10 protein-coding genes and 1 pseudogene are annotated in these 13,290 nt (G+C 54.6%); 6 read left to right on the forward strand and 5 right to left on the reverse strand.

Annotated features, from left to right (window positions below; genetic code table 11):
* Positions 1-71: 71 nt before the first annotated feature.
* Entirely contained in the window at positions 72-788 is a 717-nt protein-coding gene (locus KRAC_RS64775) for an MgtC/SapB family protein (RefSeq protein ID WP_007923201.1), read from the reverse strand.
* Positions 789-1,322: 534 nt separating this feature from the next.
* Here KRAC_RS64775 and KRAC_RS58680 point away from each other — a divergent pair.
* From KRAC_RS58680 to KRAC_RS58690, 3 genes are all read left to right on the forward strand, one after another.
* Entirely contained in the window at positions 1,323-2,747 is a 1,425-nt protein-coding gene (locus KRAC_RS58680; RefSeq protein ID WP_040448614.1) for a transposase, read from the forward strand.
* 297 nt (positions 2,748-3,044) lie between these two features.
* A complete protein-coding gene (locus tag KRAC_RS58685; RefSeq protein ID WP_007923203.1) occupies positions 3,045-4,100 on the forward strand; it encodes a Gfo/Idh/MocA family protein in 1,056 nt (351 codons plus the stop codon).
* Positions 4,097-4,954 (forward strand): sugar phosphate isomerase/epimerase family protein, encoded by an 858-nt coding sequence (locus KRAC_RS58690; protein WP_007923213.1) that lies wholly within the window; start codon positions 4,097-4,099, stop codon positions 4,952-4,954. Before KRAC_RS58685 ends, KRAC_RS58690 begins: the two co-directional genes overlap by 4 nt.
* 56 nt (positions 4,955-5,010) lie before the next feature.
* On the opposite strand, the gene KRAC_RS58695 is transcribed toward KRAC_RS58690, so the two are convergent.
* The 3 genes from KRAC_RS58695 to KRAC_RS58705 form a co-directional block, all read right to left on the reverse strand.
* Positions 5,011-5,976: a TerC family protein gene (locus KRAC_RS58695; RefSeq protein ID WP_007923219.1), complete on the reverse strand. Its 966-nt coding sequence runs from the start codon at positions 5,974-5,976 to the stop codon at positions 5,011-5,013.
* Between the two features lie 203 nt (positions 5,977-6,179).
* A complete protein-coding gene (locus tag KRAC_RS64780) occupies positions 6,180-7,820 on the reverse strand; it encodes a sensor histidine kinase (protein ID WP_007923221.1) in 1,641 nt (546 codons plus the stop codon).
* On the reverse strand, positions 7,804-8,478 hold the full coding sequence (locus tag KRAC_RS58705; protein WP_007923223.1) for a response regulator transcription factor: 675 nt from the start codon (positions 8,476-8,478) through the stop codon (positions 7,804-7,806). Before KRAC_RS58705 ends, KRAC_RS64780 begins: the two co-directional genes overlap by 17 nt.
* Before the next feature lie 258 nt (positions 8,479-8,736).
* Between KRAC_RS58705 and KRAC_RS58710 the strand changes: the two genes are divergently transcribed.
* From KRAC_RS58710 to KRAC_RS58720, 3 genes are all read left to right on the forward strand, one after another.
* Positions 8,737-9,831 (forward strand): Gfo/Idh/MocA family protein, encoded by a 1,095-nt coding sequence (locus tag KRAC_RS58710; protein WP_007923225.1) that lies wholly within the window; start codon positions 8,737-8,739, stop codon positions 9,829-9,831.
* 165 nt (positions 9,832-9,996) lie between these two features.
* Positions 9,997-11,046 carry a sugar phosphate isomerase/epimerase family protein gene (locus KRAC_RS58715; RefSeq protein ID WP_007923227.1) on the forward strand — a complete coding sequence of 350 codons (1,050 nt, stop codon included), beginning with the start codon at positions 9,997-9,999 and terminating at the stop codon, positions 11,044-11,046.
* Positions 11,047-11,136: 90 nt separating this feature from the next.
* Entirely contained in the window at positions 11,137-12,282 is a 1,146-nt protein-coding gene (locus tag KRAC_RS58720; protein ID WP_007923229.1) for a Gfo/Idh/MocA family protein, read from the forward strand.
* Between the two features lie 180 nt (positions 12,283-12,462).
* On the opposite strand, the pseudogene KRAC_RS68725 reads toward KRAC_RS58720, so the two are convergent.
* Positions 12,463-13,252, reverse strand: a pseudogene (locus tag KRAC_RS68725) (RNA-guided endonuclease InsQ/TnpB family protein); the annotation flags it as partial.
* Positions 13,253-13,290: the final 38 nt, after the last annotated feature.

Genomic DNA, 13,290 nt, shown 5'->3' on the forward strand with positions numbered 1-13,290 from the left:
ACTGCGTCCGTCTTCCTCCCTCTTCGTGATGCTCCTACCCAAAAAGTATAGCAGAGAACAGAGGTTCTTGTCTACGTGGGCGCATACTTCTCAGCTCGATCCAGAATCATGGTTACCTCCTGGACATGAGGAATAGCCCGCAATTGATCCAGCGCCATTGTCATATGCAGCGTCCCTGGTGCAGTGCATTCCAGGTGCACCTGTTGGCCTGCTTGCCGCTGCTGGAGATGGAACATCTTCAGCTCTATCTTCTGTTGAGCACAGATAGCATGAATAGCATTTGCCAGATTGGAGGTATCGGCCTGGGCGGAGAACGTCATATCGATGGTGTAGGTTAAAGGTGCCAGTCCCAGAAGATGTGTTCGCTCCAGGTAGCGCATCGCGATCAAGACAAGCAAGGCAATAACGGTTGCCGCAAAGGCTTCCCAGAGCATACCCACACCACAGGCCATTCCAATCGCGGCGACTACCCAGATTGCGGCGGCGGATGTCAGCCCTTTGACATGTTGATGATCCTTACTGATATAGATCGCGCCGCCACCCAGAAAACCGATGCCCGCGACCACGTAGGAAGCAATACGCGTCGGATCTAGCCGGATATGTTGCCTGTTGAGCAGATCATAAAAGCCATAGCCAGAAATAATGGTAAAGAAGGCACAACCCAGCCCAACCAGGGCATTCGTGCGCATCCCGGCAGCCTGACCTCGATTTTCGCGCTCCCAGCCGATAGTGGCTCCCAGGAGCAAGGCCATGCAGAGGCGTAAGATGATGAGAGGAAATGGAAGCATAGATTGTTTCCCTCCTTTTCTAGCAACCAACTACCATGCTATTCCATATGGATAGGTGCATTGCGCTCTTTACAGAGAACGGCCCAGAAAGCCCCGTTCTTTCTAAGACGGGGATGAATGGGCGTTCCTTATCTGGGGCAGGGGTGGAGGCAGGAACCTCTTCGTGTTCGCTTTGTTGTTGAATAGATCGTGCGATGATTCCACTGCTGACATTGCCTGCGGTCGAGAGGAAAGAAGGACGTCACAGCCACGTCGTCGAGTTACCGGAAGAAGACGGCACAGAAAGAAGAGCTTCGTAGCGTGTGAAAGTTGAGCCAGAACAAGGGACGGGACTGCTGCCCGTCCTTTTCTGAGGAGATGTAACGCATCGGAAGGGAGAGCACATCATGAAGCGAGCCCGCGACACCGACCTTTCTTCTCGAATTACCTCTCCAGGTCGATTGGAGCCAGGAACGCCAGGTACGCGCACACCTGGAAGCGGCCCGGTGTCTGTATAATGCTCTCCTTGATGAGGCCATGAAGCGGCTGAGAGGTATGCGCAATGACCCAGCGTGGGCACAAGCTTGCGCTATCCCTCGCTCCAAGAAACAGGAACGGGCACAGGCGTTTTCTACTCTGCGCAAAAAATACCGCTTCTCAGAATACGAGATGCATGAGTATACCAAACAAGCCCGTGTCTCGTGGATCGCTGATCATATCGATAGTACGATGGCCCAAACGCTTGCCACCCGCGCCTATCAAGCCGCCAATCGCGTCTGTGTCGGAAAAGCCAAACGGGTGCGTTTCCGCAGCAAAGGACGAGGCATCGATAGCGTAGAGGGCAAGCGCAATGATACCGGCATGCACTTTGTGCTGGACCCCAATGCAGGCGATGGTGGCTTTCTCATCTGGAATGCAGAGGTCATCCCAGCCATCATCGATTGGCTTGACCCGGTGGTGCAGCATGGCATGCGCCACCGCATGAAATATGTGCGTCTGGTCCGCCGCAAAGCATCGTCACCGCAAGCGCAGGGAACCGACAAAGACGGCAACCGCTATTACGTGCAACTGGTGTTAGAAGGCCGCGCGTTCGTCAAGCCCAGGCATGAGGAAGTGGGCAAAGACATCATCGGCCTGGATATTGGCCCATCCACACTGGCAATGGTGCCACGAGAAGGCAAAGCCGATCTGGTCACGTTCTGCGAGGAAGTAGCACCTGATACCAGAAAAAAGCGCCGATTGCAGCGCAAGATGGATCGACAGCGCCGTGCCAATAATCCTGAAAATTATGACGAAAAGGGACGTGTGAAAAAAGGTCGCTTGCGCTGGAAAGAGAGTAAGCGGTATAAGGCGACCAGGCGACAGCATGCCAACACCGAGCGCAAATTAGCCGCGCACCGCAAGAGTCTGCATGGCAATCTCGCTCATCGCATTGCACAGATAGGCACCACGATCACTCTAGAAAAGACTTCATTCAAAGCCTGGCAAAAACAGTATGGTCGGAGCATCGGACTTCGGGCACCGGGGGTGTTTATAGCGCATTTGACTCGCATAGTTGCAAAAACTGGCGGCACCCTGTACGAAGTTCCTACATCATCGACCAAACTGTCTCAATATTGCCATCAGTGTCGGCAGTATCACAAGAAGCCGCTTTCACAGCGCTGGCACAAATGCCCCTGCAGCTTCGGGCCAGTGCAGCGTGATCTCTATTCGGCCTTCTTGCTAGCCTACCTGGAACCGGAGCAAACCATTCCCTCCGTCAACCAGCACGTCTGGGAAGGTGCGGAGCCGCGCCTGAGAGCCGTGATGGAGGATCTACAACAACGTGCGAATGAGGGGCAGCACTTGCCCCGAAGCATGGGCGTAGTGGCTCGGCGCAAGAGCGGAGCTGCCCGTGCCAGAGCGCGTCGGCTCGAAAGTCCTGCCTATCCCCGCCAAGAGCTGGTTTCTCCTTCGGGGGAGATCGGAAACGGTGGGTGAGGAACAGGAACCTCCGTGCCTTTAGGCCGGAGAGGTCTCAGTATAGAGCAATTCTCAGATAATGCAAACTGCACAATTTCCGTTTCACCCCGAGCGCATTGCCACACCCTTTCTTGTATATATACACGATTGAGTGCGAGCGAACGATGAAGTCCGGACGACAATTGTGATATGCTACCCGTAACGGACAGGTGGCGACGCGGAATGAGAAGAAGGTCGCCAGTTATCAAGCCTGAAAGTTCCCTCATTGGGGAATGAGGGTCGTTATTGTGTTTTTGGAAGAGGAGATGAGAACTCATGGAACGTTTGCGGTTCGGCATTATTGGCTGCGGTGTGATTGGACAGATGCATGCAGAAGCCATTGCTTCCTTGCCCGACGCGCAGTTAGTAGCGGTCGCGGACACCATTGTCGCGAGTGCGGAGAAGCTCGGAGCAAAATATGGGGCGACCCCCTATGCCGAGTACCAGCAGATGCTGGCAGAGGCACCCATCGACGCGGTGTGTATTTGTACACCTAGTGGGCAACATGGACAGCCAGCCTGCGAGGCCATGCGGGCTGGAAAACATGTGGTAGTAGAGAAGCCCATGGAGATACGGCTTGAGCGTATTCAGGAGATGCTAGCGGTCCAGCGCGAGACCGAGCGCAAGCTGACGGTTATTAGCCAGCATCGCTTTGATGCCGCGTCTCAGCAGGTGCATCAACTGGTCGAGGAGGGCGCGTTTGGACGTCTAGTGCTTGGCAATGCGGCGATTCCCTGGTGGCGCTCGCAAGCCTATTATGATAGTGGCGCCTGGCGCGGCACCTGGGAGTTAGATGGGGGTGGGGTCTTAATGAATCAGTCTATTCACTCTATTGATCTCCTTCAATGGTTTATGGGACCGGTCAAGAGTTTGCAGGCCTATACCGATACGCTGGCCCATACGATGGAGACCGAGGATGTAGCCGTGGCTATTTTGCGCTTCGCCAATGGCGCGCTAGGTACTATTAACGCGACCACAGGGGCCTATCCCGGTGTGACCACGCGTATCGAAGTGTTTGGCGACCGGGGTTCGGCCGTCATTGAGAATGATAAGCTGCGCTTCCTGCGCCTGGCTCGCGACGAAAAGGAAGAGGTTGGTGCCTATGGGAGCGCTGGCTCAAGTGATCCAGAGCCAGAGGATGATGGCGCCGGGGCCTCCGATCCCACCAATATCCAGACCTCAACCCATGCTGCGCAGATCGCGGACTTTATCAACGCCATCCGCGAAGATCGGACCCCCGCTATTGATGGGTATGCCGCGCGCCATCCCGTGGAAATTATTCTGGGTATCTATGAATCGGCACGTACCAAAAAGGAGGTCTCCTTCTCATGATTCATCTCTCAGCCTTTGCCGATGAAATCTCGCCCGACCTGGGAGAGCAGATCGCGGTTCTCCAGGAAGAGCAGATCCACTTCATTGATTTGCGCGGAGCCTGGAATAGCAATGTGCTCGATCTGAGTGATCAGCAGCTTCAGGAGGTCAAGCAGGCGCTTGAAACAGCTGGTATTGGGGTCGCGGCGATTGGCTCGCCGATTGGGAAAGTTTCGATTACCAGCGATTTTGCGGAGCACATGCAGCGCTTTGAGCGCGCGCTATATGTAGCAGAGTACCTGGGCTCGCCCTATGTACGTATCTTTTCCTTTTATCCGCCTACTCTGGGCGAGGCCCTCCACCAGGATCAACAAGACGAGCCTGGGATCGATGCCTATAGAGCAGATGTGCTCCAACGGCTGGCAGCGCTCACCGAGAAAGCAGCCAAAGCCGGTATCACACTGGTGCATGAGAATGAGAAGATGATCTATGGAGATACGATTGCGCGCAATGTTGATCTCCTGCAAAGCGTCAATCATTCACGCCTGCGCGCGGTCTTTGATCCCGCGAACTACCTTGAGTGTCAGCAGGAGCCATATCCCCAGGCCTATGAAGCGGTGAAGCCCTGGCTGGAGTATGTGCATGTGAAGGATGTGAACGCGCAGGGAACGCTCGTGGTCGCTGGTGAGGGAGAGGCCCGCTGGCCAGACATCCTGCAGCGGTTGCGTAGCGATGGGTACGATGGCTTTCTCTCGCTTGAGCCACACCTGGCGGCCGCTGGCCAGTTCCAGGGGTTCAGCGGGGCAGATCGTTTTCGCCAGGCCTCCCAGGCGCTTCAGCGCCTGCTGCGCGAGATCAACTGGGAATACGCATAAGTAGAAACAAACAAAAAGGTGCTCAGAGGGAAGACCCGAGCACCTTTTTGTTTTGCTTACCGAGAAGCAGCGTGTTCTTTTTGCTTGTTTCCAGTCTCTCCTCCTCTCTTGCGCGCACGAAGCACCGAGGCCACAATGGCCAGGGCCAGAACGATGGCGATAACTAAAAGCGAGAGTGCGGTTGGAATATGGAAGATGTCCGCCAGCAGCATCTTCACGCCGACATAGGTCAAAATGACGGCCAGCCCTGCTTTCAGGTAATAAAACTTATGAATCACATTGGCAAAAACGAAGTAGAGCGAACGCAGGCCCAGAATAGCAAAGACGTTTGAGGTATAGACAATAAATGGGTCATTGGTGACTGCGAAAATGGCGGGGATGGAATCAACCGCGAAAACGAGGTCAGTTGTCTCTACCACAATAAGCACAAGCAGCAATGGCGTCGCGAGAAGCCGTCCATTGTGGCGGGTAAAGAAGCGGCCTTCATCATAGTCCTGTGAGACGGGGAGAATGCGTCGCAGAAGCTTAAGCACGGGATTACGCTCCGGATGCACCGCCTCATCTTTCTGTAAGCCCATACGAATACCCGTAAAGATCAGGAAGGCACCAAAGAGGTAGATGATCCAGTGGAATGTCTCTAACAACACTGTGCCAACGCCGATCAGCAGGCCGCGCATTATGAGTGCGCCTAACACACCCCAGAAGAGAATACGATGTTGATGCCTGGGAGCAACGGCAAAGTAGGTAAACAGTAGGACGAAGACGAATATGTTATCGACGCTCAACGACTTCTCGATGAGATAGCCAGTCAAAAATTGCAAGGCGAGGTCTGGCCCCTGAAAGATGTAGAGACCCAGGTTGAAGGCCAGAGCCAGGCCAATCCAGACCGCGCTCCAGATCAATGCCTCTCTGGTTGAGACCGTGTGTGAGCGACGATGAAAGACGCCTAGATCTAATGCCAAAAGCACCAGAACAAAGGCGTTAAACAACACCCATGGCCAGATTCCCTGTGTAAAGAACATACTTCTCTCTCCCTATAATTAACCCATATGCAGCTTTGTGCGTGACTTCTCGCGCCTGCGGCGCTCGCCTGGGTAGTGAGTGTGGTGGATGCTGGCTGCCTGTGGCGGCCAGCATCCACCACACTCACTACCCAAAAACAACGTAACATATGGGCCTAAGGCAGGGCTGTGAGGAGGCTGAATCGCAGGTAAGAAGCCTGGATCTACACAGCGAGTGGGAGCCAGACATAGAATGTGCTGCCTTCTCCGGGCTGGCTCTCAGCGGTAATGCGCCCATTCAGCTGCTCTACCAGGGTGTATGCTATCGCCAGGCCTAAGCCAGTGCCCTCCCGAGAGCGGGCGCGATCCGCGCGATAGAAGCGCTCGAAGATATGGGGAAGATCGCCAGGTTCAATACCGATTCCGTTATCTCTCACCTGGAGGAGGGCTTCCTGGCCTTTTCGCTCTAACGAGACGGTAATGATACCGCCATGCCCATTTTCCTTGGCAGGTGCATATTTGAGCGCGTTATCAAGCAGGATCAGCATGATCCGGCGGAGATTTTCTTCATTGCCATAGACGCGCACAGGCTCGATGTGGCTCACTTTGAGCTGGAAACTCGACTGATCCATAGCCAGTCGTCCACGCAGTTGACGAACCAGCTGCAAGAGGGAGTGATCTAGCTCGACTGGTTGCTCACGGAGGCTTCCACGTGGCGCTGCCACTGTAGATTTCTGTTCGTGCTCGACAGGGGGAGACGTGGTTATGGTATCGGCGCTTACGTCCGCGCGCGCCAGTAGGAGCAGTTCGTCGACAAGGCGCGCGAGGCGCAGGGTTTCGCTATGGGCATCCAGGAGCATTGTTTTGCGCTCCTCGGCGGGCAGCTCATCGCTATGCCGCTGGAGAAAGGCCAGGTTTCCCTGGATGGTCGTTAGTGGGGCACGCAACTCGTGTGAAGCGTCTGCAATAAAGCGATATTGGGCCGTGGCAGCCTTCTCCAGGGCGGCCAGCATCTCATTAAAGGTATCTACGACCTCGACCATTTCATCATGCCCCTTCGGACGTTGGACCCGCTGGTGCAAATTGCCCACATGCACGCCACGGGACTCATTCGCGATATCACGCGCGGTCTTGACCATATCGGAGAGCGGGTGCAAGACATTGGTCGTAATCCCCCAGCCGATGCCCAGCGCTGTGATAAGCACCAGCGCTCCCGTGGTACAGAGGAGAAAGAGCAATTGGGTTTTGGTAGCCTCCTCTGGACTGAGCGATCTGGCCACCAGAAGCATGCCAATCACGGGACCCGGCTGGCCCCCTGGGGCGACCTGGGGTTTATGAATTGGTTCAACCAGAATGCGCAGAGATTCCTTATTCTGGCCAGATACCGTATATGGTTGGGGATCGCCTGCATTTTGCAGGGCGTGTTGATACATCACTGCTGTAGGCGTGATACTGAGAGGCTCGTTCTTCGAGGCATATTGTAAGTGATGCGCCTGGTCGAAGACCTTGACGGTAATCCCTAGCGTATCTTTAGAGAGGCTATGAGTATCGATCACACTCAACGAGAGGGGAGTGGGCCAATCGCTCTCTGCATGCAAACGTTGATGGCGCAGGAGTTCTGCACGAATGTTGGCCTGAGCAGCTCCTGCCTCGGCACGCAGTGATGCATCAACGCTATTGGAGAGCGACTGTGAGGTTAACAGGAAAACGAGCACACCAAAAAAGAGGAGTGAAACCGCGACCAGTCCTCCATACCAGGTAATCAAGCGCAGCCGTAACAATCGGGGGCGCCTGGTAGGCAAGGACGAAGCGAGGTGTTCAGCCTGCTGCTGGCGTAGCGATGTGTTATTATTCTCTAAAGACATAGCCAATACCACGAATGGTGTGAATCAGGCGCGCCTCGCCATCTGCTTCGAGCATGTTTCGCAGGTAGCCGATGTATACCTCAAGCACATTGGATGACCCCTCGAAGTCCAGTCCCCAGACACGATCCATGATGACATCCCTTGTCAATACCTGGCGTGGACGACGCAAGAAAAGTGCCAGAAGCTCATATTCCGTAGGTGAGAGCTCTATTTCACGGGGTCCACGGTGAGCGACACGTGTTCCTGTATCAAGTTGCACATCGGCATAGTGCAAGATCTCGTGTCGCTCAACCTGATTTCTTCTCAGCAAGGCCTTGATACGCGCCACCAGTTCCTCGGGGGCAAACGGTTTGACGACATAATCATCAGCGCCAATCTCAAACCCCTTCACACGGTCCGCGACGGTATCGCGTGCCGTAAGCAGTAAGATAGGTACATTATCTCCTGCTACGCGTAAACGCTGTACGACCTCCAGACCATTGAGTCCTGGAAGCATGACATCTAAGACGATAAGATCCGGCGCGCGCTCTAATGTTCTCTTGAGCGCATCATCACCACTGGTAGCGACGGCAACACTGTATCCTTCATAGGCCAGAATTCGTCGCAATAAGTCGGTAATGCGTGGATCATCATCAACAACCAGTAAATGTGCTTTCATCGTTGTCTTCTCTTCTCCAGTTTGCAAAGGGGTATCGCCACAGTAGTATATCACTGCACACTGATACCTGACTAAGAGAAGTCTGAGACCAGACTGAGAAGTTTTCCCCCTTCCATCAAGCAAGGCTATGTTGTAGACTTAAAAGGCAAAGGGGGTAAGAGTTCTCATATGCCATGAGGCATCAAGAGCCCACCTTGTTGACTCGTATCAAGCCGAAGATACGCGTATGACTGTAACATACATGACGGAGGTCCGTTCTTGGGAAAAGTAAACATAGGCATTATTGGTTGTGGCGCGATTAGTTCTATCTATCTTGAGGCGCCAGAGAAATTTGATATTTTAAACATCACTGCATGCGCAGATATCGATCTTGAACGTGCTCAGGCCCAGGCCGCGAAATATCATGTGCCCAAGGTCTATACGGTCGAGGAATTACTGGCAGATCCAGAGATCGATATTGTACTCAACCTGACGATTCCCAAAGTCCATGCGGAGATTGCACGGGCGGCCATCGCGGCAGGGAAATCGACCTATAGCGAAAAGCCGTTGGGCATCAACCGCACAGAGGCGTCGGCGCTGTTAGAAGAGGCGCGCGAGAAGAAGTTGCTTGTGGGGTGCGCTCCAGATACCTTCCTGGGTGGGGGGCTTCAAACATGTATTAAACTGATTGATGATGGAGCTATCGGTGCGCCTATCGCATCCACTGCCTTTATGCTGGGCCATGGTCCGGAGAACTGGCATCCCAATCCAGATTTTTATTATCAATTGGGTGGTGGTCCCATGTTTGATATGGGTCCATACTATCTGACCGCGCTCATTGCCATGATGGGACCCGTGCGCCGCGTCACTGGCTCCACTCGCATCACCTTCCCAGAGCGCAAGATTACCAGCCAGCCATTCTATGGACAGACGATCACTGTTAATACGCCTACCCATGTGACGGGAACGCTGGACTTTGCCAGCGGCGCGATTGGCACGATTATTACCAGCTTTGATGTCTGGTCACATCGCCTGCCCCTTATTGAAATCTATGGGACAGAGGGAACACTGAGCGTTCCTGATCCAAATACATTCGGTGGCCCCGTTCGCGTACGTCGCTTTGACGATAAGGAGTGGAGAGACGTCGAGCTAACGCATGGCAATACCGTCAACTCTCGAGGAATCGGTATCGCGGATATGGCGCATGCGCTCCAGTCTGGCAGCTTCCCGCATCGCGCAAGTGGCGAACTGGCCTATCATGTGCTTGACATCATGCAAGCCATTCACGATTCCTCTAATGAGGGGAAACACATTGAGCTTAGCAGCCAGTGTGAGCGTCCTCTGCCCTTGCCAGTTGGACCCAAGCTCTGGTAAAAAAAGGCCATCCACGCTATCCATCACTATATAGTTCTTATTCCGAAACCCAACGTCACTCTCGTGACGAGCGCTCCCCCCATTTGGGGACCACCTGAAGGTGGCACGGCAAGCGCGCTCAGGATTTCGGATAAGAAGATAGTAACCAAAGGAGGGAAACGATCAATGTCACAGATCAAAGGACCTGCGATATTTCTTGCCCAGTTTGCCCAGGATACGGCGCCTTATAATACCCTGGCAAACATCAGCCAGTGGGCAAAGGGCCTGGGCTACGCAGGCGTCCAGATTCCAGCCTGGGATGCGCATTTTATTGACCTGGACAAAGCCGCCGAGTCAAAGCAATATTGTGAGGATCTCAAGGGTCAGACCAATGGCCTGGCGATTACCGAGCTTGCGACGCACTTAATTGGGCAACTGGTCGCAGTTCACCCTGCTTTCGATATCATGTTTGATGCCTTTGCCCCTGCCGAGCTGCATAACAATCCAAAGGAGCGTCAGAAGTGGGCAACTGGGCAGATGATCAAAGCCATCAAGGCCTCGCGCAACCTGGGCCTGGATGTTCTGCCAACCTTCTCCGGCGCGCTGCTCTGGCATACTATGTATCCCTGGCCACAGCGTCCCCAGGGCCTGGTGGAGCTGGGCTTTAAAGAGCTGGCGAAGCTTTGGGAGCCTATTCTCAATGTCGCCGATGAGTATGGCATCGATCTCGCTTATGAAATCCATCCCGGCGAAGATCTCCATGACGGCGTTACCTTCGAGCGCTTCCTGGCCGCGACGGGGAATCATTCCCGCGTGCATATCCTGTATGATCCCTCGCACTTCGTGCTCCAGCAGCTCGATTACGTCGGCTACATTGACTACTACAAGGATCATATCAAGGCCTTCCATGTCAAAGACGCCGAGTTTAATTCCTCGCCCCGCTCGGGTGTCTATGGTGGTTACCAGGACTGGCAGGATCGCCCTGGTCGCTTCCGCAGCCTGGGAGATGGCCAGGTTGACTTCAAGCGCGTCTTCTCCCAGCTCACGCAGATCGGCTACTCCAGTTGGGCTGTGCTTGAATGGGAGTGCTGCATTAAGGACTCTGAGCAGGGCGCACGCGAGGGCGCAGAGTTCATCAAGAGCATGCTGATCGATACTCCCACCAGAGCCTTCGACGACTTCGCTGGTGGCGCGGCCGATGACGCGACCAATCGTCGCATCCTGGGTCTTGACTAGGTTCTTATTCCGAAATCCAACGTCACTCTCATGACGAGCGTTCCGCGCTCAGGATTTCGGATAAGTAGTAGGTAGAAGGAGAGAGAAACGATGGCTAGAGAGGTTGCCAATCGCAGGCTACGAGCCGGTATCGTTGGCGGGGGCCAGGGGTCCTTCATCGGCGCGGTCCATCGTATCGCCGCCGAGCTTGACGGACAGGCCGAGGTCATCGCGGGCGCGATGTCGACTAATCCTGAGCGTGCACGTGCCTCTGCGGCAAGTTGGTACCTGCAACGCTCATACGATAGTTATGAAGAGATGGCACGCACAGAGGCGCAGCGCACCGACGGCATTGATTTCGCGATTGTTGCCACGCCGAACCATATGCACTTTCCCGTAGTGAAAGCCTTCCTTGAGCAAGGCATTCACGTCGTCTGTGATAAGCCTATGACCTTCAGCCTGGAGGAGGCGCAGCAGCTCGTATCCCTGGTGGAGGAGAAGCAGCTGGTCTTCGCCCTCACCCATAACTATACCGGGTATCCCACCGTACGTCACGCGCGTGACCTGGTACGCCAGGGGGCGCTAGGTGAAGTGCGCAAGGTACTCGTGGAGTATGTCCAGGACTGGCTCCTTGACGCACTCGAAAAAGAGGGGAACAAGCAGGCTTCCTGGCGCACGGATCCAACGAAATCGGGTATTGCGGGTAGCGTTGGTGATATTGGAACGCATGCCGAGAACCTGCTGGAGTTCATCACCGGGTTAAAGATCACCTCGCTCTGTGCCGACCTGACCACCTTTGTGGAGGGACGTGCCCTCGACGATGATGCCAACATGCTCCTGCGCCTGGAGAATGGTGGCAAGGGCTTCCTGACCTGCTCGCAGATCGCGGCTGGCGAGGAAAACAACCTGACGCTTCGTGTTTATGGCACAAAAGCGGGCCTGGAATGGCACCAGCAGGAGCCAAATACGCTCATCTTCAAACCCCATGGTCAACCGCAGCAGATCCTGCGTACGAACCAGGGGTATATGAGTGATGAATCCAAAGCACTCTCGCGCCTTCCTGGCGGGCATCCCGAGGGCTTCTACGAGGCCTTTGCCAACATCTATCGCCTGGCGATCGCCGATATCCGCAGGGTCGAGTCAGGTGAGCAGACGCAGGGTGGCTATCCCACCGTCTATGATGGCCTGCGTGGCCTGAACTTCATCGTGAAAGCGGTGGAGAGCTCACAGAAGGGTGCTGTCTGGGTTGAACTGTAGAGTAAATACTCGACAGACACTATAGCCTTAGATATTCGAAGGGTCTGGATGAAATGTTTTATCCAGGCCCTTTCTGCTCCGATTAATGTAGGAAAACGTATGCGAGCATAGCTCTCTCACATCGTTCGCTGTTGCTGCTTCATCCGTAGGTGCCTCAATGTGATCAGCACATTTTTGGTCTTACCCCGCGTCCACAGCCAAGTTTGCGTCTTCGTCCGAGCCAGTACCGGAGACGGCTTGATCAATGAGCCCGATCAAGCGGAGGGCTTCCGCCAGGATATTCAGAGAGGCGTTATAATCTCTATCCTGCTCGAATTGAGCATACGCGCAGTGCGGGTTCTGACAGAGAAACACCCGATCTGAGAGCTGCATGTCTTCCCACTTCCAGCCGCAACCGTGACAGGTTTTACTGGAAGCAAAGAAACGGTTTACCTTGATGACTTGCCCACCCCGTTGCTCCACCTTCGCCTTCAGCATGTTCAAGAGTTTGCCTAATGCCGCATCCGAGAACGAACGAGCGAGCTTACGATTCTTCAGCAACCCGCTTCCGGTTGAGGTCTTCAATGCCAATGATCCCATAGCAGTTCGCGAGCCGGGTGGTCAGCTTGTGGAGCACATCATCTCTCATGCAGGTGATTCGGTAGTGCAGGCGTGCAACCTGCCTGCGTGCTTTCTCCCGGTTTTTCGAGCCGAGTGTGCGGCGATGGAGCTGCTTGTTCGTCTGACGTAGCTTTTTGAGCGCTGTTTTGAGGAAGGCTTGGTTTTCGACTCCCTCTCCCGTACTCAAGGTTGCCAGTCGGTTCAGTCCGACATCGATGCCACAAGCAGCCTGTTTCTTCACCGGGATCACATCTGGGAGCTCGACCTGAATCGACACAAACCACCAGTCTGCCGTTTTGGTAATGCGTGCACCTGTCACCTTGCCCACAAAGCGCAACTTCTCTGCCATATTCACCCAGCCAAGTTTGGGGTTGGGTAGGCCGCGGGCGAGGTATTGCCTTGTGGCAG

The organism is Ktedonobacter racemifer DSM 44963, assembly GCF_000178855.1.
In the GTDB taxonomy this organism is placed as follows: Bacteria; Chloroflexota; Ktedonobacteria; order Ktedonobacterales; family Ktedonobacteraceae; genus Ktedonobacter; species Ktedonobacter racemifer.

Coding starts and splice junctions, on each gene's coding strand:
- KRAC_RS58695 (WP_007923219.1), bottom strand. CDS start 5,976: ATGTTCTTTACACAGGGAATCTGGCCATGGGTGTTGTTTAACGCCTTT.
- KRAC_RS58680 (WP_040448614.1), top strand. CDS start 1,323: ATGCGCAATGACCCAGCGTGGGCACAAGCTTGCGCTATCCCTCGCTCC.
- KRAC_RS64775 (WP_007923201.1), bottom strand. CDS start 788: ATGCTTCCATTTCCTCTCATCATCTTACGCCTCTGCATGGCCTTGCTC.
- KRAC_RS58690 (WP_007923213.1), top strand. CDS start 4,097: ATGATTCATCTCTCAGCCTTTGCCGATGAAATCTCGCCCGACCTGGGA.
- KRAC_RS58715 (WP_007923227.1), top strand. CDS start 9,997: ATGTCACAGATCAAAGGACCTGCGATATTTCTTGCCCAGTTTGCCCAG.
- KRAC_RS64780 (WP_007923221.1), bottom strand. CDS start 7,820: ATGTCTTTAGAGAATAATAACACATCGCTACGCCAGCAGCAGGCTGAA.
- KRAC_RS58720 (WP_007923229.1), top strand. CDS start 11,137: ATGGCTAGAGAGGTTGCCAATCGCAGGCTACGAGCCGGTATCGTTGGC.
- KRAC_RS58705 (WP_007923223.1), bottom strand. CDS start 8,478: ATGAAAGCACATTTACTGGTTGTTGATGATGATCCACGCATTACCGAC.
- KRAC_RS58685 (WP_007923203.1), top strand. CDS start 3,045: ATGGAACGTTTGCGGTTCGGCATTATTGGCTGCGGTGTGATTGGACAG.